Below are 23,430 nucleotides of genomic sequence, written 5' to 3'. Positions count from 1 at the left end.
ATTTTTGGCTTACCGTTTCAATTTGAAATGCTTAGTCAGAAACCACACACGCGTACCCCAATTTGGGGTTTTAAATTTTACAGTCGTAAACTCAGGTGACTTTAACTCACTGTTTACGTTAATTTTTTTTTACAAACGGCACTTAACAACTACTTAGCTTCTTCTTATCGGACTGAAATACGTCGAAGCCGGTCATGGCCGCGCAATGGACAGCCACCTGCATAACGATCGACGTGTAGTGCGCTTCTTTGGTCGTTTAGACGCCCGTTCTCGTTGATTTTACTGGGTTTTGTCGACCGTAGAACCGTCGTTGCACCTATTATCGGCATTTTCAACTGACCGTTTATCCATAACTTCCGATATTGTACAAGCGCGCTGTTTATGGCTAGAATCGGTGGATGTTGACCAGGCCAAGATCCCGTCTCCGCGGTTATGCCCGCGTTTCAGCCGAAGATCAGGTGAACGACGCGCAGCTACTAGAGTTGAAAGCGGCGGGCTGTGTTGCAATTTACGAGGAGCGGGGGTCGGGAGCCTCGCGGGCGCGTCCTGTGCTGGCGAAGCTGTTGCGGGAGATCAATGCCGGCGAAGTGCTGCTAGTGGTGCGGCTCGACCGGCTCGCACGTTCCGTCAGTCACCTGCTCGCGGTCATTGAGCAGTTGGAAGAGAAGGGCGCACATTTCCGCTCGCTTAACGATCCGATCGATACATCCACGCCACAGGGAATGTTTTCTTTGCAGGTTCTGGGCGCCGTCGCGCAATTGGAGCGCTCACTGATTTCCGAACGTACGAAGGCTGGGATCAAGGCGGCGAAAGCCCGTGGTAAACTGCCTGGCAATCCCGGCTTCCGTGAACTGCGGCCAGATGCGCTTGCCAAGGCGTCGCGGGCACGAGAGCGCAGCCATCTCGCGGATCTGACCACGACCATGTTCATCATGGTTGCCAATCGTGCAGCGCATGCGACCGGAGCATCCCTGGGAAGACGTTGTGCGAAGCCTAAACCGCGAGACAGGACAGAAATGGTCGGCTGATCGCCTGCGTCGTTCAGTCAAACGGCTGGTGCGCGAGGGACTGGCTGATCCAGGATTGTTTGTCCCCTCGCCTCGGCGCACGCCGCAAGACCGATTGATGTCGCTGGTCACCGGGATTGCCAACGCCAACCCGGATCTAACGTTCCGTGATATTGCAAGCCAGATCGAGGCGATGCACGAGCGCACGCCGCGCGGATCATCGATCTGGGCACCTTCGTCGGCAGAACACTTGCTTGACCGGGCGAGAAAGCTCGGCCTTGTTGCGCAGGCCAGGAATTGACGTTATTCACCCTGCTCATTCTATTAGATGAGAGAAGCCCATGGCTGTTAACTGGGTCACCACGCTACAGGAACAAGCGGATTTGGTGATAGATGTCGCGAAGGACGTAGCCAACACGCTGGACGCATCCGATCTGAGCGTCCACCAGGCATCCCGGCTCTACAAGATGGTGGAATTAGGAGCCAAGACTTCGATCGGATTGTCGAGCTCATGAACGAGCACGACTTGCAAGCGAGTTTCATTGACGCGGCCGAAATTATCGAAGACACTTGGACCAATCTCTCGGTTGCAACGGCGAACAGGCTAAGAGTATTGCGTGGCCTAGATCCCATCGACATCGCAGCACCTGATGATCGAAATGACGCATGAGCTCAACGCTACAATGAAAGCAGCTAGTGCCCATGCATGCCTGAGCCGCTACGATCTCCAGAGATTTTCGTCACCATATCTTGATGACACGTTTGCCAGGTATCCTGTTCCGGATGAAACAATTAGGGCGAGAACAGAGTTTCAGAGCCATGGATAACATCGTTTGGCAAAAAACCAGTATTGGAGCACAAGAGCCCTCGCACGAGTTCACTGCGATAGCGCCAAATGGGATTGATGTCGGCCGGATCTACCGTATCGATGGCGGTCCGCTCAAAGGTCGCTGGCGCTGGATTTTTCTGCTTGGCCATTCGCAATTCCGCCAAGGCATAATGAGCGGTGACCAGGCATCAAAGCATCGGGCCGCAAACCAAGTACGGAAGACATACGAGCGCTATCTCGAAACACCAGGCTGCGCCGGCGGGGGCCAAAGCCGGATACCGCTCAAAAAACAATCAAACCAAGACCGGGCGGTTTGACATATTGGCGCTCTTTGCTCCATTCAGGTGACGTTCCGCTATTCAGTAAAGGGTGGAAAGATGCGCATTGAACTGTGCCCAAACGGTAGAAACAGATGAGACAACAGTACCTCTTCTTCCTCGCGCTGGTCCTGGGATTTGCGCTGTTGGCAGCACTCGCTTTTTGTTCGACCCAAGATGCACCACCCAGCCTGGCTCCAACCGTTCCGCTGCAACAGCCAGGAACCGGCGGATAGCCAGCCCACGGGACCTACCACTACGTCCCGGTCACCAACTGCGGATGGACGCTATTTGCCTTCAACGCCGCCATCAGCATCGGCCCGACAGAAAACGCCCTGCCCTCGCCTTTTCGGTCAAAGCCCGCAGGTAACCGCCCGCGGAATTGATGTGTTGAGCTCGCTGCAGGATGCAGGCGATGACGATGGCAGTGTTCTCCTGGCCGAAGACATCGAGCGCATCCTCATAAGCCGAGGGGGAAATACCGAGATAGCCCCTTACCTGCGCCGCAGTGGTCATCAGATCCCGCCAGTTGCTGATCCCGCTTGCTGCATAGTCCGTAATTTCCGGACAGGCCTTCATCACCAGTCCAAGCGGATAGGCCTTTGTTGCATCTTCAGCCTTGGCTTTTACGAGCTCGAGTTTGGACCCTTGGCTATTTCTTAAGCCAGGTTCAGGATCAGAACTAGAGTCGGGTTTTGAATTCTGTTGCTGCGGTTCATTTTGAGACAAAACCCTGACAGCTGTCAGGGTTTTAGAGTCACCCTTCGACCGTTTATCCAGTTGCTATCTCGCCGAGCCCATGCGTTCTAAGCAGCGCCATCAGAACAGCTCCAAGTGAAAACTCGCCTCGTTCCGTTTTTGACGTGAGATCGCGCAGATACCCGCCGGCCGAGTTGATGTGCCCTGCCCGCTCTAGAATGCACGCAATTGTCACCGCCGCGTTCTCTGGTCCCATAACCTCGCAAGCTTCCTGATAAGCTGATGGGCTGACGCCGAGCATGGAGCGCACGGTGATCGCCGCAGCCATCAGGTCTCGCCAGCTATTTATCTCTCCACCTGGCCCATATACAGCAATCTCGGGGCAAGCCCGCAACACCATTCCCAACGGGAATGCCTTTAACGGTTCGCGCTCACGCTCATCGGTTTGGCTCAACCGTCCGCCCTGGTAATCTCTAAAGCCAGGTTCAAGTTCATAGGTGGATTCGGTATTTGAATTCTGTATGTGGCGTTCATTTTGGGCATCATTGGTGCTATTATTTTCTACTTCTTTCTGCAAATCCAATGTGTTGACGATTTCCTCCTGCAACATCTGCATCTCATCCAGGAGTTCGTCCAGATCCGAGAGGCGTGGCGAGCGGGGTATACGGCAGATCAGCTCCACATACACGGACTCGATTTTTGCCCAATCTCCGTCTGCTCCCTCCTCTATCGCGGCTGTGATGAGCTTACGGACGTCGCGCCGACATATCGTAAGGTTTTCCTTAGCCCTTCTTAATGCAAGACGATCCGCGGCAACCTGCTGTGCCATTCCAGCAAGCTCATCAGCTCGCATAAGCAATGGTGACAGATCAAATCCGAACGCTGTTTCGATCTCACCGGTTTTGTTCTTTCGCGCGTAGCGTTTGCCGTTGGCGCTGTCTCTACGCACTATCAGCCCCGCTTCGACGAGCAATGCGAGGTGCCGGCGGAGCGTGGCGCCCGCTATACCGTGCGCACGTAGCATCAGCTGAGCGTTGGATGGGAACACAACGAGCGGGGTATCACCGCGTAGCTGGTTTTCCGGATAGAAACTTAAAAGCGCATCAAGTATTGCCAGGCTGCGATCCTGGAGCCCGAGTAGCAAACGGGCCTCCGACGCGTCGCGAAATATCTTCCATTTGTCCGCCGACTTGCCAGGCTGGATTTCCTTCGTGGCGATCTGTCGTTTCACAAGGGCAAGCGTCACCGGCCGCCGCCCAAAGGGCGTCGTAACATGTCCATTTTGCATTTTTCTTCACCTTCTAAGAGGCAAAAGAAAGCCGCTCACCAAAAACGGTGCCAAAAAGCCTTGACTGGGATTCGAGGAAATGCGATTCTCTGGTTGTCACACTAAGAGAGAGGCTTCCACGACGGCAACGTTTGGGGGCCTTTTTCCTTTGCAGCGCTTCCTTTCTTCATTAAGCTTCAAATCCTGACAGCTGTCAGGATTTCCGATTCTCGCGTTGGCGGGCGAAGCGCTCGGCAAGACTTGGCAGCTCCGCCTCAACAAACTTCAAGAATTCGATCCCGAGTGGCCCATCGGCCAAAATGCGGACCTCCTTTGGAGACTTCACCAAGGCGCCAAGTTGTGTACCGCTGCCATCCGAGATCAAAGTCGGCTCGATGCCCTTTTTCGTGGCTGGCTTGATCGCATTCAGCATGCGCTGAAACCGCTGATCGGAGGTTTCAGCTCCATCAACGTTCCTCACCAATGCAGTCCTCAAGACCTCGAGTGCTGCTGGATCGCTACTGACCGACTTGGCCAGATCGAGCCAGCGTGGCCGCCCGATTTTTGGCGCCCGGCCAATGGCCTCAATGATGTCTGAGGGAATAATCCGGTAGACATTCCGCATGCGTGCCAATTCGGCGTCTTCGATCGAAAGCGCGGCATAGATGTGGCGCGGTTTGATCCCCGCATCGTCCATCCGCGACGCAAATAGAGCGCGCTCGATCCAAGTCAGGTCCTGTCGGCTCGCGTTTTCGATGCCTTGTGCGAGAACGAGATCAAGGTCCGAAATCTCCACCTCGATGGCACGAACAGCCTTGCCCAGTTGCTTGGCAGCAAGCCAGCGCCGGTGACCGTAGACGATTTGATATCTTCCGGGCGACGACGGGTGTTTTCGAACCTGAACCGGAACCTTTTGCCCATCAGTTTCAATCGACCGCTTGAACGCATCAAAACTCGTCGCGTCTTCGTCGGGCAATCGATCTGGGTAAGGGGAGGGGTCAATGAGGAAGGGATCCAGTTCTCGAACCGCACCTCCGCCTGATTCAACAAGAGCCTTCAATCGATCTCGTTCTGATCTGATGTCATCTATTGCGCGATGCGCCGCGCCAATAACACCAGCTCCCACGCGATTAGCGGAGGCTTGCGGTGGCGGGTCAGGCTGCTGGTCATTCGTCTGGCTGTTCTCCAGCTCTGCAGAAAGCAATCCGAAGCTGGCAACGATGGACTTGCGAGGTGATTTGCTCATGCACGCCCCCAGCTATCATTGATCAGTCGAACTATCGCCTCGTTGACAGCATCTACCGCCTCACGGGCACGTTTTTGAGTATCACGACCGATTTGCCCCATCTCGAGTTCGTATATGGAACGTTTCGCCAGTCCAGCCGCCTCAACCGCCGTGCTCTCGATGGCCGTGGGCAAAAACACATCAGAGCCAAACAGGTGTCTGAGCATTGCAACCACCTGTGACTGGGGAGCGTCGTTTGGGTTGTGCCGTGTTACCAGATAGCGGATGAAATCCTGATCAAGTTGAGCGCCGCTTTCATTCAGGACGCTGATGAGATCGCCCATCATGAGAAGAAATTGGCTCATGGACGCGACATCCAGCATGGCGGGATGCACGGTTATGATCATGCTCGTCGCGGCGTATATGGCGCTCAGCGTGAGGAAGCCGAGCGAGGGTGGAGTATCAAGAATGACGATATCATAGTCCGCTTCGACTTCCAGAAGAGCGAGCTTCAGGCGCTCGAAGAATATCGCACCGGAGCCGGACTTGTTGGCCAGTATCCTCGGTGTTTCGTGCTCATACTCCATCACCTCCAGATTACCCGGAATGAGGTCAATGCCGTCGAAGTATGTCTTGCGAATGATATCGCGGATTGGGCGACGTTCAGCCTCGTCATAGCGAAGAGCGGCATAGATTGTTTCGTTTGCTCCTATGTCGATTTCAGGCTGCGCACCAAACATTGCGGAGAGGGAGGCTTGCGGATCCAAGTCCAAGGCAAGGACGCGATATCCATGAAGGGCGAGATAGTGGGATAAATGGATGCAGGTGGTAGTCTTTGCGCTCCCGCCCTTGAAGTTGGCTATTGCAACGACTTGAAGATGCTCGCCAGCGCTACGCCGAGGCAGAAATCGCAAGGCGTCCGCAGGTTTTTGCGTTGCGAACAATTCACGCAACTCATTAATCTGGGCCAGGGTATAAACACGATGGTTATTCTCTAGCCGGCTCGGAACCGGACCACGCCCTTCGCTGGACATGAGCTTCAAGGTGGAATCGGGTATAGACGTCAACTTAGATACTTCGTTGGTCAAGAAGGGACGCAGGAGCTTTTGTGACCGAGGCGGATACATGCGAGTTCTGAGCTGCTGCAATTGCCCAGAAAGAATTCCGGCATGGCGCATGATTTTGCTGCCGGCATCTTCCTTGGAGCCAACAACTGTTTCTACTCGGTTTGCTATCGCCATTGGTCCCTCTTGGCGGCCTACTGTCGGTTTACCGGCCATTGCCCGCTAAAGCTAGAACACGATTCTCCTGACACGTCCAGAAGATTAGGGTTAACGCGCGCTCGCTAAGGGTCACGGCCGCTTTGATTTCACAGTTTATCTCCACCCAGGCCATTTGCCGCTGTCACGAATAAGCAGGTTCCAACACAAATTTCCGCCTGTTCTCAATATGTTCTTCTCTCGCTTTCCTTTGAGCTATAGCGCTGATTCGGTAGAACCGGCGAGGTGCAAATCTGCACGTTGCCACATGTGAGTTGTGATGCTCTTCCTGTGCCCCAGTTCGATTTTACGGAGTGGAGCATGCACATCACTATTGTTTCGCCAGACCTTTACGAGCAGAATTCCGACCTGCTTACAAAGATGCATCGCCTACGCGCATCGGTCTTCGGATCGCGCATGGGGTGGGATGTAAAGATCGTCGGAGGTGAGGAGCGAGACCGCTACGACGGGCTCGGGCCAACGTATATCCTGGCTGTCAACACTGACGGTCAGGTCGCCGGCTGCGCGCGTCTTCTTGCCGCCTCCGGGCCGACGATGCTTCAGGACAACTTTCCGCAGCTGCTGGTCGACGGCTCGCTAACCGCACATGCCGGCATGGTCGAGAGCTCTCGTTTTTGCGTCGACACCTCGCTTGAAGCGGGAAGGGGAGGGGGCCAATTGCACCTGGCAACGCTCACCATGTTCGCCGGGATCATCGAGTGGTCAATGGCGAATGGTTATAACGAGATCGTCACCGCGACAGACCTTCGATTCGAACGCATCCTGAAGCGCGCCGGTTGGCCGATGACGCGGCTCGGGGCGCCCGCTCAGATTGGCAAAACGATCGCTATCGCCGGCAGCCTTGTCGCCGATCAAGCGAGTTTGGAGAGCGTCCGTCCGCCAGGCTATCGTTCCGTGATAACAGTGACGAGCGATGCGTCCGACAGGAGTGCGGCGTGACCCAGCTCCGCTCCCACTCCCGCCTGGTGCGCAAACTTCAGGACGCACTCGGCGACCAGCTTTGCGCGGCCCTGGAGGATACGACCGTTGTCGAGATCATGCTGAACCCGGACGGATGGCTGTTCATCGAACGGCTTGGCCACGGCATCCAACCGGCCGGTCAGATGTCGCCGGCTGCGGCCGAGGTCGTCATCGGCAGTGTGGCCCATGCGCTGCAGTCCGAAGCGGATCATGAGCAGCCGATCATATCGGGCGAATTGCCGATCGGGGGCCATCGTTTTGAGGGCCTGCTTCCTCCGGTGGTTTCGGCGCCAACCTTTACGATCCGGCGCCGGGCGTCGCGTCTCATTCCCCTCGACGACTATGTGAGAAAACAGGTGATGACCGAAGCGCAGGCCTCGGTGCTCAGGACCGCGATCGCGTCACGCCTGAACATCGTCATCTCGGGCGGAACAGGGTCGGGCAAGACGACTCTTGCCAACGCGGTGATCGCTGAGATCATCAAGACGGCGCCGCAGGATCGTATTGTCATCCTAGAGGACACGGCCGAGATCCAGTGCACAGCCGAGAACGTGGTCGCGCTGCACACGAGCGATGGCATCGACATGGCGCGGCTTTTGAAGAGCACGATGCGCTTGCGTCCGGACAGGATCATCGTCGGGGAAGTACGCGACGGCGCGGCGCTCACGCTGCTCAAGGCGTGGAACACCGGCCACCCGGGCGGCGTCACCACCGTGCATTCCAACACGGCGATCTCCGCCCTGCGCCGCCTCGAGCAACTGACCGCCGAAGCCAGCCAGCAGCCCATGCGCGAGGTGATCGGCGAAGCCGTTGACCTTGTCATCTCAATCGAGCGTGACGGCCGGAACCGACGTGTCCGGGACGTGATCCATGTCGAGCGATTTAACGGCTCGGCCTACCAGACCGAACGTTGTGCTCAGATCAATGAGGAAAGTCATGCCGCTTAAACATTATCCTTTAGCGAGTGCCGGCGCGGTTGCTCTTGTGTTTTCAATGATGCTGGCCGCGCCCGCACTCGCATCATCTGGCGGCGGCGGACTGCCCTGGGAGGCGCCGCTCCAACAGATCCAGCAATCAATCACCGGCCCGGTCGCGGGTTTCATAGCGCTCGCGGCGGTTGCGATCGCGGGCGGCATGCTGATATTTGGCGGCGAGCTCAACGACTTTGCCAGAAGGCTTTGCTACATCGCGCTCGTCGGCGGTGTTCTGCTCGGCGCTACCCAGATCGTCGGCCTGTTCGGAGCAACGGGGGCCACAATCGGCAGCCTCAAGCCAAAGATGCACGAGAACATGGCCGTGCAGATGTCTTTCGCCGCCCGAGTAGGGGAGGGGGCGCATGGCTGAGTTCGGCTCCAATCTCATCCGCTCGCGGATCCATCGCGCATTGTCGCGGCCCAATCTGCTGATGGGCGCGGATCGCGAGCTGGTTCTCCTGAGCGCGCTTGCTGCCGTCATCCTCATCTTCGTCGTGCTCACCTGGTATGCAGCGATGGCAGGGATGATGTTCTGGCTTGTCGCCGTCGCAGTCCTGCGGATGATGGCGAAGGCCGATCCCTTGATGCGCCGGGTCTATCTCCGGCACGTCTCATACAAAAGCGTCTACAGGGCCACATCGTCGCCCTGGCGGCGTTATTGAGGCCGCGACATGGTAGCCTTGAAGCAATTCCGGCATTCCGGCCCGTCGTTCGCCGACCTCGTTCCCTATGCAGGCCTCGTCGACAACGGCATCATGCTCTTGAAGGACGGCTCGCTGATGGCCGGCTGGTACTTTGCCGGCCCGGACAGCGAGAGCTCGACCGACGCCGAGCGAAACGAGATCAGCCGCCAGATCAATGCGATCCTGGCACGTCTTGGCTCCGGCTGGATGATCCAGGTCGAGGCGGTCCGCGTTCCGACGACAGACTATCCTGATGAGGCTGACTGCCATTTCCCGGACGCTGTGACGCGCGCGATCGATGCGGAGCGGCGGGCGCATTTCGAGCAGGAGAGAGGCCATTTCGAGAGCCGGCATGCGCTGATCCTGACCTGGCGGCCACCAGAACCCCGGCGATCCGGACTGACGCGCTATGTCTATTCGGATGCCGGCAGCCGATCCGCCAGCTATGCCGACGGCGTTTTCGATGCCTTTCGCACCTCGATCCGCGAAATCGAGCAGTATCTGGCCAATATCGTTTCCATCCGGCGGATGCTGACGCAGGAAACGGAGGAGCGCGGCGGTTTTCGGATTGCGCGCTACGACGAACTCTTCCAGTTCATTCGCTTCTGCATCACCGGCGAAAATCATCCGGTGCGGCTACCTGATATCCCGATGTATCTCGATTGGCTGGTGACATCAGAGCTTCAGCACAGTTTGACGCCGACCGTTGAGAACCGCTTTCTCGGCGTCGTGGCCATCGACGGCCTGCCGGCGGAAAGCTGGCCGGGCATTCTCAATGCCCTTGATCTCATGCCGCTCACCTATCGCTGGTCAAGCCGCTTCGTGTTTCTCGACGACCAGGAGGCGCGGGGGCGGCTCGAGCGGACCCGCAAGAAGTGGCAACAGAAGGTGCGACCCTTCTTCGATCAGCTGTTCCAGACGCAGAGCCGCTCACTCGATCAGGACGCGATGACGATGGTGGCCGAGACCGAGGATGCAATCGCGCAAGCCGCCTCGCAGCTCGTCGCCTATGGCTACTATACCCCGGTCATCGTCCTCTTCGACGACGAGCAGCCTCGCCTGCAGGAGAAATGCGAGGCTGTCCGCCGGCTGATTCAGGCGGAGGGTTTTGGCGCCCGGATCGAGACGCTCAATGCGACCGATGCCTTTCTCGGCAGCCTGCCGGGTGTTTCCTATGCCAATATCCGCGAGCCGCTGATCAATACCCGCAACCTCGCCGATCTCGTGCCGCTCAATTCGGTCTGGTCGGGAAGTCCTTTAGCACCTTGCCCGTTCTACCCGCCGGGCTCGCCGCCGCTGATGCAGGTCGCCAGCGGCTCCACACCTTTCCGGCTGAACCTCCATGTCGACGACGTCGGCCACACGCTGGTGTTCGGCCCGACCGGATCCGGCAAGTCGACGCTTCTGGCACTGATCGCCGCCCAGTTCCGCCGGTACAGGGACGCGCAGCTCTTCGCCTTCGACAAGGGACGATCGATGCTGCCGCTGACGCTCGCCGCCCGAGGCGACCACTATGAAATTGGCGGCGACGCGGGTGGAGAAGGGGACGGGGGGTCGCCACGGCTGGCCTTCTGCCCCCTCGCCGAGCTTTCCAGCGATGGCGACCGCGCCTGGGCGGCCGAATGGTTGGAGACGCTTGTGGCGCTGCAGGGTGTCATGGTCACGCCGGATCATCGCAACGCCATCTCGCGCCAGATCGCATTGATGGCGGAATCGCGCGGCCGGTCGCTCTCGGATTTCGTGAGCGGCGTGCAGATGCGCGAGATCAAGGATGCACTGCATCATTATACCGTCGACGGGCCAATGGGGCAGCTTCTCGACGCGGAAGAAGATGGCCTGAGGCTTGGCGCCTTCCAATGCTTCGAGGTCGAAGAGTTGATGAATATGGGCGAGCGCAATCTCGTGCCGGTCCTCACCTATCTGTTCCGGCGGGTTGAAAAGCGGCTTACCGGAGCGCCAAGCCTGATCATTCTCGACGAAGCCTGGCTGATGCTCGGCCATCCGCTGTTCCGCGACAAGATCCGCGAATGGCTGAAGGTGCTGCGCAAGGCCAATTGCGCGGTGGTGCTTGCCACCCAGTCGATCTCCGACGCCGAGCGCTCCGGCATCATCGATGTGCTGAAGGAAAGCTGCCCGACCAAGATCTGCCTGCCGAACGGCGCCGCGCGCGAACCCGGTACGCGGGAGTTCTACGAGCGGATCGGCTTCAACGAGCGGCAGATCGAGATCGTCGCCACAGCCCTTCCAAAGCGCGAACATTACGTCGCATCGCCCGATGGCCGCCGGCTGTTCGACATGGCACTCGGGCCCGTTGCGCTCTCCTTTGTCGGCGCCTCCGGCAAGGAAGACCTGAAGCGCATCAGGGCACTCCACTTCGAACACGGGGACAATTGGCCCGAACACTGGCTCAAACAGAGAGGGATTGCTCATGCGCAAATCGACCTACCCATCGGCTGATCGACGCTGGACCGTCGCCATGCTCGCAATCGTGGCAGCGATGGCTCTGCCGTCTGCCGGCATGGCCGGTGGAGTCACCGGCGAGGCAACAGAATTCACCCAGCTCGCCAACAATGCCGAGCTCGTCGCCCTGGTCGGCAAATCGGCCGAGCAGGTGAACAACCAGATCACCCAGATCAACCAGCTGGCGGAGCAGATCCAGAACCAGCTGAATATTTACGAAAACATGCTGCAGAACACCGCGCAATTGCCGGATCATGTCTGGGGCGAGGTCGAAAGCGATTTGGGCAGGCTCAAGAGCATCGTCGGGCAGGGGCAGGGCTTTGCGTTTTCGATGGGCAATATCGACGACCAGCTCAGGCAGCGCTTTGAGAGCTATGCCGAGATGAAAAGCAACTTGCCCACGGAGGCGAGCTTTTCGACGACCTATCAGAGCTGGTCGGACACCAACCGTGACACGATTGCCGGGACGCTGAAAGCCGCGCATCTCACCGCCGAACAGTTTTCCAGCGAGGAGTCCACCATGTCTTCGTTACGCTCGATGTCGGAGAGCGCCGACGGCCAGATGAAGGCGTTGCAGGTGGGCCATGAGATCGCAACGCAACAAGTGGCGCAGATGCAGAAGCTGCGCGGGCTGGTCTCCCAGCAGATGACCATGATGGGCACTTGGTATCAGTCGGAACAGGCGCAGAAGGATCTCGCCCAGGCACGGCGAGAGCAGTTTTTCAACTCTGAGGTCAAGAGCATTCCCGAAGGTCAGAAAATGGAGCCGCGCTGGTGAACCGGACCGTCATCATTGCATTTCTCGTGCTTGTCGCTGCGGTTTCGTCGCTCGCTGCAACGCTGATCACCAATTCGAGAGCTTCCGGCAAACCTGCGCTCACCGAGGAACAAGGCGCCGCGAGGGAAAAGTTCTTTGGCTCCGGCAAGGAACTCCCACCGATCAAGGACGGTCAGGAGATGCGGCCACGATGGTAAAGAGCAATATCGAGCGTTCGCTTTTTCTCGCTTTCCTCCTTTGCGTTGTCTTCGCGGCTCCGGCCTTTGCGCAACAGGGGCAGGTCCTGACAGAGCTGGAAAATCAGGTCTCGACGGCCGCGAAAGGGTGGGAAACCACCATCATGAATGCGGCGAAGTCGCTGTTTTGGATCCTTGCCGGCATCGAGATCGGGATTGCGGCGGTTTGGCTCGCCCTTCAGGCCGCATCCCTCGACAGCTGGTTCGCCGAACTCGTCCGGCGCATCATGTTCGTCGGCTTCTTCGCTTTTGTACTCGCTGAGGGACCGAGTTTCGCCCGATCCGTCGTCGACAGCCTTTTTCAGATCGGCGCGGGCGGCGGATCGGCGTCCCCCGCCGAAATATTCGATGCCGGCATTCGCGTCGCTTCGCAAATGTCGCAGCAAGCACAGTTCGGGGTGTTCGAGGACAATGCACTCGCGATCGCGGCAGTTTTGGCGATGGGCGTCGTCGTCATCTGCTTCTCACTGGTCGCCGCGATTTTTGTGTCGGTCATGGTCGAGATGTATGTCGGCCTGCTCGCCGGCATGATCATGCTCGGCCTGGGCGGTTCGTCCTTCACCAAAGACTTTACTGTCCGGTACCTCGTCTACGCATTTGGAGTGGGCATGAAGCTGATGGCGCTTGTGATGATCGCAAAGATCGGATCGGAGGTGCTCACCGGGCTCGCCCAAGCACCCACTGCTTCTTCCGATCAATTCGTCACCACCCTTGCAATTGCCGGCATATCAGTGGTGGTCTTCATCATCGCCATGTACGTGCCAAACATCATTCAAGGCGTGGTGCAGGGCGCTTCAGTTTCGGGCGGGATGGAAGCGATCCGGCATGGCGGCCAGGCCGCATCGTTTGGAGCAGGCGGAGCGTTTCTGGCCGGAGGTGCTGCTGGCGCCGGCTTTGCAGCCGGTCAGGCGGCACGAGCGGCGGGATCATCATTCGCCGGAGCAGCCCTCCGCGGCATGGCGTCAGGGATCGGCAGCGCCGTGCACGCAACCGGCTCGGCGGCGAAGGAGAAAGCGATCGGTTCTCCCGGCGCCTATGCCGGCTCTCTTCTCGGTTTGGCAAACGCCAAGCTGGACGGTCGGCCCAACAGTCGCAGCGCCCCGAAGACGCCTCCCGAACGCAACGATCAATCTTAATCAGAGAGGACGGAAACGATGGTAGCGAACCGCGCCCCGGATAACCCCTATCTTGCCGCCCGGCAGGAGTGGAACGAGCGATACGGCTCCTATGTGAAGGCAGCCTCCGCCTGGCGGGTGGTCGGTATCACCGGCATGGTCATGGCGGTGGTCGGCTTTTCCTATGCGCTCTACCAGAGCACCGAGGTCAAGCTTGTCCCTTACGTCGTCGAGGTCGACAAGCTCGGGACAGCCGTGATGGCCGGCTTCCCGCAACAGATCGAATATGCCGACGCCCGCGTGGTGCGCGCCACGCTTGGCGGCTTCGTCTCAAACTTCCGCTCGGTGACGCCGGATGCCGTGGTGCAGAAACAATATATCGACCGCACCTACGCGCTGCTCAGAACCACCGATCCCGCGACCGAAAAGGTCAATGCGTGGTTCCGGTCGAGTTCGCCATTCGAGAAGGCGAAGAATGCCACTGTCGCCATCGAGGTCAACAACATCGTCGCACTGTCCAACCAGTCCTACCAGATCGACTGGACCGAGTTCGAGCGGGACCGCAAGGGCAAGGAGACCGCTGTCCGCCGGTTCCGCGGCATTGCCACGGTGACACTGACGCCGCCGCAGGACGAGGGCGTGATCCGCCTCAACCCGATCGGGCTTTACCTCCGCGACTTCGACTGGACCGCACAGCTTTGAAAGGCATGGCCACGCACATGAACATGAAAACACATACGCGCCGCGCCGGGCTGGTCCTCGCCCTGGCAAGTGGGCTGATAACCGGAACAGCTCTGACATCGGACGCGCTTGCGGGCGATGTATCTGCTAACGAAGAGAAGGGGATAGATATTTCGGGCAAGTGGCGCGCTAGCCATGGCCTGGTGACCAGGGGTGACGACGGCAAGGTCATCTTCCTGTTCGGCGAGGTGCAGCCGTCCGTCGTCTGCTCGCCCCTGCAGGTCTGCGATATCGAGCTCCAGCCCGGCGAGGTGGTGCGCGACGTGCTGGTTGGCGACACCGTGCGCTGGAAGGTCGAGCCCGCCACTTCGGGGGCGGCCGGCGGGCAGGCAATCCATCTGATCGTCAAGCCGTCCGAGCCTGGTCTCGTCACCTCAATGGTGGTGACGACGTCGCGGCGAACCTATCATATCCAGCTGAAATCCCATCCAACCCAGTATATGGCGCGGGTCGGGTTCGAGTATCCGGAAGACGTGTCGGCCAAGCTCGCCGACATCAATGCCCGGCTGGAAGCCAGCACGATCCCTGGCGCTGATGTGCCGGCCGAACGGCTGAGCTTTTCCTACTCCGTTTCCGGCCGGGCCGGCTGGCGGCCGACGCGGGTCTATAGCGATGGTGAGAAGACCTACATCCAGTTTCCGCGTCGGATTTCCGGCCAGGACGCCCCGGTGCTGTTTGTCGTTTCCGGTGGCCAGAACCGGATCCTCAACTACCGGATGAAGAACGACATGATGATCGTCGACTACAATGTCGAAAAGGCCGTTCTGGTGTCAGGCGTCGGCTGGAAACAGGAGAAGGTGACGATCAAGCGGGGAGGGCGGTGATGAGAGCTTTTGCTGTTCGCCCGATCCGCCGCCTTGCCATCGCCGGCCTCATCGTCCTCTTTCTTTCCGGATGCCAGACAATCGGAACAGACGGCCTGGTCGCCAGCGACGCGCCGCCGGACGTCTCCGGTCCGGCGGCAAGCGCTATCGCCGGCGATATGGTGAGCCGTCTCGCAGAGCAGGTCGGGTCCGGCAAGGTGGCGATTGCCCTCAAACCCGACGACTCTCCGTTTGGGCAGGCGCTCGAGGCGGCGCTCAAGGGCTGGGGCTATGCCGTTGTAACGGACCAGAAAACCGATGCGGGCAAGACCGTGATCCCGCTCGCTTACGTCGTCGTGGCATTTGAGGGTCAGGTCCTGACGCGTCTGTCGACCAGCAAAGTCGAGCTCGGACGTGCCTATACGGTGACCGCCAGTGGCGCGACACCGGCAAGCGCGCTCTCGGTTCTTAAGCGCGGCTGAGGGGGGGAGACGATGGTACAATCGCTTAAACTAGGCGCTGCTGCGACCGAGGACGCACAGGCCGGCATGCGCCGGATCAACCGCCTGCCGATCATAATAGTGATCGTGCTGGTGATCACCTTCCTCGCGGTGATCATATACGGCCTGACCTCGCGCGGGCTGTTCTTCGGTAAAGATGCGGGACTGGACACGAGTACGGGAACGCCTGCCTCGACCTTTGCCGATCAGATGAAGCGCGGTGTCACGGACGGCATCATCGGCGACACAGAGCAGAAGGTCACCTTCCAGCCGACGCCTGTGGAGACAAAGGAGGATAAGAAGACCAATCCGTTCGCGGAGCAGCCGGTACGGGTGGAACCGGACAAGAACCAGGAACTGGAGTCCGAGGCGGTTTGGCGGGCGCGGCTGAAGCGCGAGCAGCAGGAGCAATATCTGCGCGAGCGGCAACGCCAGAGGATGGCACGGCTGCAGGCCAATGACGCGGCCTATGACGCGCCCCTTGCCATCGACCGCAGCAAGCTGGAGGCACGCACCGACAAGACAGACAACCAAGCGTCGGCCGACAAGACCACCGCATCCTCGACGGTGAACCAAACCACGCCCGACCTTTATGCCGCTGCCCTGAAAAACGGCCTCGGCGGCCAGGACGTCGACCAGAACGGGCAGCGGTCCAAGGAGGATTTCTTCAACACCGATCTCAGGGAGCTTGGATACCTGCCGAACCGTGTCGTGCCGCAGCAATCGCTCTATGAGCTGAAGCGTGGCTCGGTCATTCCTGCGACGTTGATCACCGGCATTAACTCGGACCTTCCCGGCCGCATCACCGCCCAGATCAGCCAGAACGTCTATGACAGCGCCACCGGCCACCGGCTGCTAATCCCGCAGGGTGCGAAACTGTTCGGGCGCTACGACAGCAAGGTGTCGTTCGGCCAGAGCCGCGTGCTCGTCGTCTGGACGGACATCATCTTTCCGAACGGCTCTACCCTCCAGATCGGCGGTATGGCCGGCACCGACGCTCAAGGCTACAGCGGCTTCCGCGACAAGGTCGACCGCAAGTGGCTTCAGACCTTCGGTTCGGCTATCCTGATCGCGATGATCGGCACTGGCATGGACATGGCGATCCCGCAGAGTTCCACACTCGCGACACAAGACACGGCCTCGGATGCCGCAAGACGGAATTTCGCCGAGACATTCGGGCGTGTGGCCGATCGAACCATTCAGAGAAACATGGACGTGCAGCCGACGCTCGAGATCCGCCCCGGCTACAAGTTCAATGTGCTCGTCGATCAGGACATCGTTTTCCCGGGAGACTACAAAAGTTGACAGCGTCGCCGGTGAGGAAGGGATCTACTTCGTCCCTCGGGGAGCGGTGAGGAGCCGGCAAATGTTAGCGAGGATCGAGCACGGCACGGCTGTTCTGCAACGCGGCCGATAAAAGTTCCGGAGGATCGGGCCGACAGGTAGTGTCGCATGCCAGTTGTGGGTCAAGAATTTCGGCGATTTGGGCACCCCTTATCTGGCAGCGACGGCATCCCAGGAGCAATTCGACGAGATAACGAGCTCCCCACGGCCGTTAGCAATCGTGATAAGGTTCGGGGGAGCTGTACAACGGCTTTATCTGCGGAAAAGATTCGCGCGGGCTCGACAAGCTCGGTGAAGCAAAATATCTATAAAACATGACCGCAACGAATGCAGACACAATCGCCAACCGCATCAGCCGTATTCTTGCTGACAGGATCGTAACCGGCCAGCTGGAGCCGGGTACGAAACTGCGGCAGGATCACATCGCGGAGGAATTCGGTGCGAGCCATGTGCCGGTACGGGCGGCGTTCCGCAAGCTGGAGGCGCAGGGGCTTGCGGTCAGCGAACCCCGCAGGGGTGTACGCGTTGCTTCCTTCGATCTCAAGGAGGTGTGGGAAGTAGCGCTGATGCGCGCCGAGCTCGAGGGTCTTGCGCTGCGGCAGGCTGCCCAACATTTGACATCCTCAATTCTGGAGCAAGCTGAAGAGGCAACCGTTGCCGGGACAATTCGCGGGATGTGCGCTCCTGGGAGGAGGCAAACCGGCGGTTTCACCGGCTGATCCTCGTGCCGTGCGGCATGCCACGCCTTCTCGCCGCCATCGATGACCTTCATTCGGTGAGCGCGCGATTTTTGTTTGCCGCCTGGCGCTCCGATTGGGAAGTGCGGACCGATCACGATCACCGCGCTATCCTTGGATTTCTGCGCCAGGGCAACATCGACAACGCGGTTGCCGTGCTTGAGCGGCACGTTCAATGGATCGGGCAAAAGCCCATCAAAAGCGCGACGGGTTCGACGCGAGACGCTTTCGCGATCGTCGGCTAGCATGCCCACCCTTAAAGCCTGCTACTGTGCTGCTTACAAAAGCCGCTCTATTTCGAAGGCCGTCTTATTCGGTTGCGTTTTTGTTCGTGCTGGCTAGAGTTATAGATAAGTATCGATTCTATCTATAATTTCTCTTACCCATCCTATGAGTCGCAGAATTCCCGCATGCCGGAGGCGCCCCAGTTGCAATCCATCGATCCAACTGCCTCAGCCGCTCTAGGATGGCGTTTTTCAGAGGCCAAACCAATCTATAATTTGCCGTTCAATGATTTGCTGTTTCGGGCGAACACCATCCACAGGGCGCAATTCGACCCAAACGCCGTACAGATGAGCCGGCTTCTGTCGATCAAGACGGGGGGATGTCCGGAAGATTGCGGCTATTGCAGCCAGTCGGCGCATTATCCCACCGGTCTCAAGGCGTCCAAACTCATGGAAGTCGAGCGAGTGCTTGCCGAGGCCCGCAAAGGGAAGGAGGGCGGGGCAACACGCTACTGCATGGGCGCGGCCTGGCGCAGCCCCAAAGACCGCGACATGGACATGATCGTCGCCATGGTCGAGGGCGTCCGCTCGCTTGGCATGGAGACCTGCATGACGCTCGGCATGCTCTCGCCTGATCAGGCGGGCAGGCTCGCCGACGCCGGCCTCGATTACTACAACCATAACATCGACACCTCGGAACGCTTCTACCGGGAAATCATCACCACCCGCCCGCAGATCGCCTGGAGACGCTGGCGAATGTGCGCGAGGCGGGGATCAAGGTCTGCGCCGGCGGCATCCTCGGCATGGGCGAGACGAGTGATGACCATGTCGCCATGCTGGTGACGCTCGCCAATCTTCCGGTTCCGCCGGAAAGCGTACCGATCAACATGCTGATACCGAGCCCTGGATCGAAACTTGGGGACGCCGCTCCCACTGATCCCATTCAATTTGTCCGCGCCATAGCGCTTGCCCGCATCCTCATGCCGCAAACGCATGTCCGCCTCTCGGCCGGACGCACGGACATGAGCGACGAGATGCAGGCGCTGTGTTTCTTTGCCGGCGCAAATTCCATCTTTGTCGGCGATACGCTTTTGACCGCCGACAATCCCGGCGAAGATCATGATGCCGGGCTGTTTCGCCGTCTCGGTCTGAAGCCGACGGCGCTGGATGCAGCTGAATGATGCGCGAGCGTCTTGCCCGCTACGCCACGACGCTGAACGGGCTGGAGCGGAAGGGACGGAGGCGCGAGCTGGTAGCGCAGGATGGCATCGATTTTACGTCGAACGACTATCTTGGTCTCGCCAACTCACCGCGCATCCGCTCCGCCATTTCCGAGGCCCTCGAGCGCGGTGTTGCCGTTGCCTCCGGCGGGTCCCGTCTGCTGCGGGGCAATCATCCGAAACATCAGGCGCTCGAAGCTGAGGCTGCCGCCTTCTTCGGGACGGAGAGGGCGCTCTATTTCTCCAGTGGTTATGCCGCGAATACCGCGCTGTTCTCGACTCTGCCGCAACGTGGCGATCTTATTGTCCATGACGCTCTTATCCATGCCAGCGCGCATGAGGGTATCGCAGCCAGCCGGGCAGAGGCTTTTCCCGTCCGCCACAACGACGTTGCGCGTTTCGACGATGCAATCCGTCAGTGGCGCACCGCGGGTGGCATGGGACATCCATGGATTGCGGCCGAGAGCCTTTATTCGATGGACGGGGACCGCGCCCCGCTGGCCGAGCTTCTGAAGCTGGCAGACAGGCACGACGGCTTTCTGGTCATTGACGAAGCGCATGCGACCGGCGTTTTCGGCTCAAACGGCCGTGGTCTTGCTGCCGGGATGGAGGGCCGGGACAATGTCATCCTGCTCCACACATGCGGGAAGGCATTGGGCGTTGCGGGGGCGCTTGTCGGCGCGAACAGCGTCGTTTGCGATTACCTCATAAACCGCGCACGCGCCTTCATCTACTCCACGGCACCTTCGCCGTTGACGGCGGCGGCTGTTCGGGAGGCCCTGAAAATATTGGTGGACGAACCGGAGCGCCGCACGGAGTTCGCGCACCTTCGAACCTTTGCCAATGCGCAACTGACGGCGGTGCTTGGGCTCGAAGGCAGCGGATCGCAGATACTGCAGGTGATGATCGGCGACAACAGCCGCGCAATGCGTATCGCCGCACGTATGCGCGCCGAGGGCTTCGATATTCGTGCGATCCGCCCGCCGACGGTGCCTGAAGGGACAGCCCGCTTGCGGATTGCCGTCACACTCAACGTCGACCGGGCTGCAATTGTCCGCATGTTTGACGCCTTGGCGACCGAGTTTATCGAGGAGGCAGCATGACACTCCGTTTTGTTGTCACAGGGACGGACACCAATATCGGCAAGACGGTATTTTCGGCAGCATTGGCCGATGCGCTTGGTGCTGCTTACTGGAAGCCCGTCCAATCGGGCCTTTCAGGAGAAACGGATAGCCAAACAGTCCAGCGTCTCGGACGGATACCGCCCGAACGTATCGTCCCTGAGGCATGGCGGCTAAAGACGCCGGCTTCGCCGCATGTGGCTGCCAGGATTGCCCAGGTTCGGATTGACCCGGAAGCACTGTCACCTCCGTCGATGGAGTCTCCGCTTGTCATCGAAGGGGCGGGCGGCGTGCTGGTCCCCTTGACGCAAAGCGAAGTGTTCGCCGATGTCTTTGCCCGCTGGCAGATTCCGGTGATCCTTTGCGCCCGCACCGAGCTTGGAACGATCAACCACACGCTGCTATCACTTGAAGCTCTGCGCCGCCGTTCCATTTCGGTTTTCGGCGTTGCGTTCATCGGCAACGAACAGACCGATACGCTGGAGATCATCCCCCAACTCGGCAACGTAAACTGTCTTGGACGGTTACCGCTGCTTGATCCCCTGACGCCTTGCGCATTGCGCCAGGCGTTTCAAGTTCATTTCGACATTTCCTGTTTTCAGAAAGGGCTCCTGTGACCTGCTCCGCTGTCTGGCATCCATTTACCCAGCATGCACTCGAGCCGGCAATGAAGCGCATTGTGCGGACTGACGGCGCCTATCTCTTGGATGAGCAAGGTCACGCGATCCGACGTGCCAGCGAGACCTATGACCAGATCATCTTTGCCGAATATACCCACGAGCCGGCGGAGGAACTGGCGAGAGGACTGGTCGCCATTGCCCCTGCCGGTCTCGACCACGTGTTCTATTCCGACAGCGGCTCGACCTGCGTCGAGGTGGCGCTGAAGATGGCCCTCGGCTTCTTCCACAATTCGGGCACGCCGCGCTCCCGCATTGTCGTCATGGAGTATGGCTACTATGGCGACACGATCGGGACGATGTCGGCGGGCGAACGGGGCGTGTTCAATATGGCCTATGAACCCATGCTTTTCGATGTGGATAGACTGCCGTTTCCAATGCCCGGACGAGAACAGGACACGCTCGACGCCTTCGAGGCATTCTGCCGCGGCGGACAGGTTGCAGCGCTGCTGATTGAACCGCTGGTTCTCGGAGCAGGAGGCATGCTTATGTACCCGGCATCGCTTCTGGCTGAACTGAAGGCGATCGCGACACGGCATCGCAGCCTGATGATCGCCGACGAAGTGATGACCGGGTGGGGCCGCACGGGCACTCTCTTTGCCTGCGAACAGGCGAACATCGCACCGGATATCCTGTGCACGTCCAAAGGCTTGACCGGCGGGTCCCTGCCGCTGGCGGCGACCTTGTGTTCGGCGGAAATATTCGACGCACACCTCTCCACCGATCGAAGCCGGACCTTCTTCCATTCGAGTTCCTACACTGCCAATCCGATCGTCTGTGCCGCAGCGCTGGCCAACCTCGAGGTCTGGAAGACGGAGCTGGTCACGGCACTTATCCAGTCGCTCGTCGCCATGCATGGCGCAAGGCTGGAGCGGTTCAAGGCGGACGCCCGTTTCGGTAACGTGCGTCAGGCCGGGACGATCGTTGCGCTTGACGTCAATGTCCCGGCGACCGGTTACCTATCGGAGGCTGGGCCGAAGCTCCGGGCATTCTTCAAGGCAAGAAATCTCCTGATCAGGCCGCTCGGCAATGTGATCTACCTGATGACGCCCTATTGCGTGACGGGCGCCGATCTCGACCGGACCTACGATGCCATTGATGAGGCAGCGGACATGATTGTCCAAGGCGGTGGCCGATGAGTCCGGTCAAGGCAAGCCGTATTGCCGGATTTGGCCATTACGTGCCAGCGCGCCGTGTTGAAAATGCGCAGATCGAAAACCAGCTCGGTCTCGAACCCGGCTGGATCGAGCGCCGGACCGGCATCCGCGCGCGGCGCTGGGCGGTAGACGGGGAGTTACTCGTTGAAATTGCAGCAAGGGCAGGGTGCGTTGCGCTCTACGATGCCAACGTGAACCCTGGCGACATCGCGTTGACGATCCTGGCGACATCGACCCCAGACCATCTGCTGCCGCCTTCCGCTCCGTTGCTAGCCCATCATCTTGGCTTGGCGAATTCCGGTGCGATCGATCTTGCCGGCGCCTGCTCGGGGTTTATCTATGCGCTGACATTGGCCGACGGCTTTGTTAAAACGCAAGGCAAGCCTGTGCTCGTGGTCGCGGCCAATATTTTGAGCCGCCGCATCAATCCGGCAGAACGCGCCAGCGCCGTGCTCTTTGCCGACGCTGCGGGCGCTGTGGTTCTGGTCCCATCAGGGGATGAAGAAAGGGGCGTTCTCGGTTTAGAACTGGCATCTGATGGCAGTCGCTATGACCTGATTTCGATTCCAGCGGGGGGGTCGAAGCAGCCTTTTGGTCCCGGCATGGCCGCCGAGGAATGCTTGATGACCATGCGCGATGGCAGGGAAATCTTTGCGCAAGCCGTGCAAATGATGACCCTTTGCGCCAGGCGGGCGCTGGCGAGCGCAGGGCTTCAGGCTGCGGAGGTCTCGAGGTTCGTCCCGCATCAGGCCAATGCCCGTATCTTCGACGTCGTTGGCGAGAATATCGGGATTGAGCCTGAAAGGATCGTTCGCACGATCGCTGAATACGGCAACTCCTCGGCCGCAACCATTCCGCTCTCGCTGTCGCTCGCTCACCAGGCAAAACCATTTGTCTCGGGAGAAAAGCTGCTGTTGACGGCAGCCGGTGCCGGCCTGACAGGCGGCGCGGTCGTCTGGGGCATCTAGCGAAGATATGCGGGTCTTATCCGATTAAACCGAGCCGCCCCGGATGTATGGTGATAGCGGTGCATCTAAAACGAAAGGACATTAAAAACAATGCGTCGCCGGCAAGCT

21 protein-coding genes and 4 pseudogenes are annotated in these 23,430 nt (G+C 59.3%); 21 read left to right on the top strand and 4 right to left on the bottom strand.

The window, feature by feature from the left end:
• Positions 1–398: 398 nt before the first annotated feature.
• From BLM14_RS27955 to BLM14_RS27950, 3 genes and pseudogenes are all read left to right on the top strand, one after another.
• Positions 399–1,308 (top strand): annotated as a pseudogene (locus tag BLM14_RS27955) (recombinase family protein).
• A gap of 40 nt (positions 1,309–1,348) precedes the next feature.
• On the top strand, positions 1,349–1,522 hold the full coding sequence (locus BLM14_RS31370) for a hypothetical protein (RefSeq protein ID WP_157929624.1): 174 nt from the start codon (positions 1,349–1,351) through the stop codon (positions 1,520–1,522).
• A 238-nt stretch (positions 1,523–1,760) separates the two neighbouring features.
• Positions 1,761–2,153 carry a hypothetical protein gene (locus BLM14_RS27950; protein WP_133123943.1) on the top strand — a complete coding sequence of 131 codons (393 nt, stop codon included), beginning with the start codon at positions 1,761–1,763 and terminating at the stop codon, positions 2,151–2,153.
• Between the two features lie 256 nt (positions 2,154–2,409).
• Here BLM14_RS27950 and repC (BLM14_RS27945) read toward each other — a convergent pair.
• The 4 genes and pseudogenes from repC (BLM14_RS27945) to repA all read right to left on the bottom strand — a co-directional run.
• Positions 2,410–2,879, bottom strand: a pseudogene (gene repC, locus BLM14_RS27945) (plasmid replication protein RepC); the annotation flags it as partial.
• 46 nt (positions 2,880–2,925) lie between these two features.
• Complete coding sequence (gene repC, locus BLM14_RS27940) at positions 2,926–4,140, bottom strand: plasmid replication protein RepC (protein ID WP_100003300.1); 1,215 nt, start codon at positions 4,138–4,140, stop codon at positions 2,926–2,928.
• A gap of 193 nt (positions 4,141–4,333) precedes the next feature.
• Positions 4,334–5,365 carry a plasmid partitioning protein RepB gene (gene repB / locus BLM14_RS27935; protein WP_100003299.1) on the bottom strand — a complete coding sequence of 344 codons (1,032 nt, stop codon included), beginning with the start codon at positions 5,363–5,365 and terminating at the stop codon, positions 4,334–4,336.
• Positions 5,362–6,585 carry a plasmid partitioning protein RepA gene (repA, locus tag BLM14_RS27930; protein WP_162293266.1) on the bottom strand — a complete coding sequence of 408 codons (1,224 nt, stop codon included), beginning with the start codon at positions 6,583–6,585 and terminating at the stop codon, positions 5,362–5,364. Before repA ends, repB begins: the two co-directional genes overlap by 4 nt.
• A gap of 339 nt (positions 6,586–6,924) precedes the next feature.
• On the opposite strand from repA, the gene traI reads away from it, so the two are divergent.
• The 18 genes and pseudogenes from traI to BLM14_RS27840 all read left to right on the top strand — a co-directional run bounded on the left by traI (position 6,925) and on the right by BLM14_RS27840 (position 23,322).
• Positions 6,925–7,563: an acyl-homoserine-lactone synthase gene (traI, locus tag BLM14_RS27925; protein WP_100003297.1), complete on the top strand. Its 639-nt coding sequence runs from the start codon at positions 6,925–6,927 to the stop codon at positions 7,561–7,563.
• Complete coding sequence (gene trbB / locus BLM14_RS27920) at positions 7,560–8,531, top strand: P-type conjugative transfer ATPase TrbB (protein ID WP_100003296.1); 972 nt, start codon at positions 7,560–7,562, stop codon at positions 8,529–8,531. Before traI ends, trbB begins: the two co-directional genes overlap by 4 nt.
• A complete protein-coding gene (locus BLM14_RS27915) occupies positions 8,521–8,928 on the top strand; it encodes a TrbC/VirB2 family protein (RefSeq protein WP_100003295.1) in 408 nt (135 codons plus the stop codon). The genes trbB and BLM14_RS27915 overlap by 11 nt, the downstream gene beginning before the upstream one ends.
• Positions 8,921–9,220 (top strand): conjugal transfer protein TrbD, encoded by a 300-nt coding sequence (locus BLM14_RS27910; protein ID WP_100003294.1) that lies wholly within the window; start codon positions 8,921–8,923, stop codon positions 9,218–9,220. The genes BLM14_RS27915 and BLM14_RS27910 overlap by 8 nt, the downstream gene beginning before the upstream one ends.
• Before the next feature lie 9 nt (positions 9,221–9,229).
• Positions 9,230–11,698 carry a conjugal transfer protein TrbE gene (locus BLM14_RS27905; RefSeq protein ID WP_100003293.1) on the top strand — a complete coding sequence of 823 codons (2,469 nt, stop codon included), beginning with the start codon at positions 9,230–9,232 and terminating at the stop codon, positions 11,696–11,698.
• Positions 11,699–11,738: 40 nt separating this feature from the next.
• The gene (trbJ, locus tag BLM14_RS27900) at positions 11,739–12,479 is read left to right on the top strand and encodes a P-type conjugative transfer protein TrbJ (protein WP_237143722.1); all 741 of its coding nucleotides are present in this window, start codon (positions 11,739–11,741) and stop codon (positions 12,477–12,479) included.
• The gene (gene trbK, locus BLM14_RS27895) at positions 12,476–12,676 is read left to right on the top strand and encodes an entry exclusion protein TrbK (RefSeq protein ID WP_100003291.1); all 201 of its coding nucleotides are present in this window, start codon (positions 12,476–12,478) and stop codon (positions 12,674–12,676) included. The genes trbJ and trbK overlap by 4 nt, the downstream gene beginning before the upstream one ends.
• Positions 12,670–13,851: a P-type conjugative transfer protein TrbL gene (trbL, locus tag BLM14_RS27890; protein ID WP_100003290.1), complete on the top strand. Its 1,182-nt coding sequence runs from the start codon at positions 12,670–12,672 to the stop codon at positions 13,849–13,851. Before trbK ends, trbL begins: the two co-directional genes overlap by 7 nt.
• Positions 13,852–13,869: 18 nt before the next feature.
• The gene (locus tag BLM14_RS27885) at positions 13,870–14,532 is read left to right on the top strand and encodes a conjugal transfer protein TrbF (RefSeq protein WP_100003289.1); all 663 of its coding nucleotides are present in this window, start codon (positions 13,870–13,872) and stop codon (positions 14,530–14,532) included.
• Positions 14,533–14,549: 17 nt separating this feature from the next.
• Positions 14,550–15,395, top strand: a complete 846-nt coding sequence (gene trbG, locus BLM14_RS27880) for a P-type conjugative transfer protein TrbG (protein WP_100003425.1) — start codon at positions 14,550–14,552, stop codon at positions 15,393–15,395.
• Positions 15,395–15,856 carry a conjugal transfer protein TrbH gene (gene trbH, locus BLM14_RS27875; RefSeq protein ID WP_100003288.1) on the top strand — a complete coding sequence of 154 codons (462 nt, stop codon included), beginning with the start codon at positions 15,395–15,397 and terminating at the stop codon, positions 15,854–15,856. The genes trbG and trbH overlap by 1 nt, the downstream gene beginning before the upstream one ends.
• Positions 15,857–15,868: 12 nt before the next feature.
• Positions 15,869–17,179 (top strand): IncP-type conjugal transfer protein TrbI, encoded by a 1,311-nt coding sequence (gene trbI, locus BLM14_RS27870; protein ID WP_100003287.1) that lies wholly within the window; start codon positions 15,869–15,871, stop codon positions 17,177–17,179.
• 353 nt (positions 17,180–17,532) lie between these two features.
• A pseudogene (locus BLM14_RS27865) lies at positions 17,533–18,200 on the top strand (GntR family transcriptional regulator).
• 165 nt (positions 18,201–18,365) lie between these two features.
• Positions 18,366–19,360 (top strand): annotated as a pseudogene (gene bioB, locus BLM14_RS27860) (biotin synthase BioB).
• Complete coding sequence (locus tag BLM14_RS27855; protein ID WP_100003286.1) at positions 19,357–20,502, top strand: 8-amino-7-oxononanoate synthase; 1,146 nt, start codon at positions 19,357–19,359, stop codon at positions 20,500–20,502. The pseudogene bioB and the gene BLM14_RS27855 overlap by 4 nt, the downstream one beginning before the upstream one ends.
• Positions 20,499–21,137 (top strand): dethiobiotin synthase, encoded by a 639-nt coding sequence (bioD, locus tag BLM14_RS27850; protein ID WP_100003285.1) that lies wholly within the window; start codon positions 20,499–20,501, stop codon positions 21,135–21,137. The genes BLM14_RS27855 and bioD overlap by 4 nt, the downstream gene beginning before the upstream one ends.
• On the top strand, positions 21,134–22,336 hold the full coding sequence (gene bioA, locus BLM14_RS27845) for an adenosylmethionine--8-amino-7-oxononanoate transaminase (RefSeq protein ID WP_100003284.1): 1,203 nt from the start codon (positions 21,134–21,136) through the stop codon (positions 22,334–22,336). Before bioD ends, bioA begins: the two co-directional genes overlap by 4 nt.
• On the top strand, positions 22,333–23,322 hold the full coding sequence (locus tag BLM14_RS27840) for a beta-ketoacyl-ACP synthase III (RefSeq protein ID WP_100003283.1): 990 nt from the start codon (positions 22,333–22,335) through the stop codon (positions 23,320–23,322). The genes bioA and BLM14_RS27840 overlap by 4 nt, the downstream gene beginning before the upstream one ends.
• The last annotated feature ends 108 nt before the right edge of the window (positions 23,323–23,430 follow it).

Origin of the sequence: Phyllobacterium zundukense, from assembly GCF_002764115.1 — a bacterium.
GTDB classification, from domain to species: domain Bacteria; phylum Pseudomonadota; class Alphaproteobacteria; order Rhizobiales; family Rhizobiaceae; genus Phyllobacterium; species Phyllobacterium zundukense.
The sequence above is the reverse complement of the archived record's forward strand: the minus strand, read 5'-3'. Positions and strand labels throughout refer to the sequence as shown.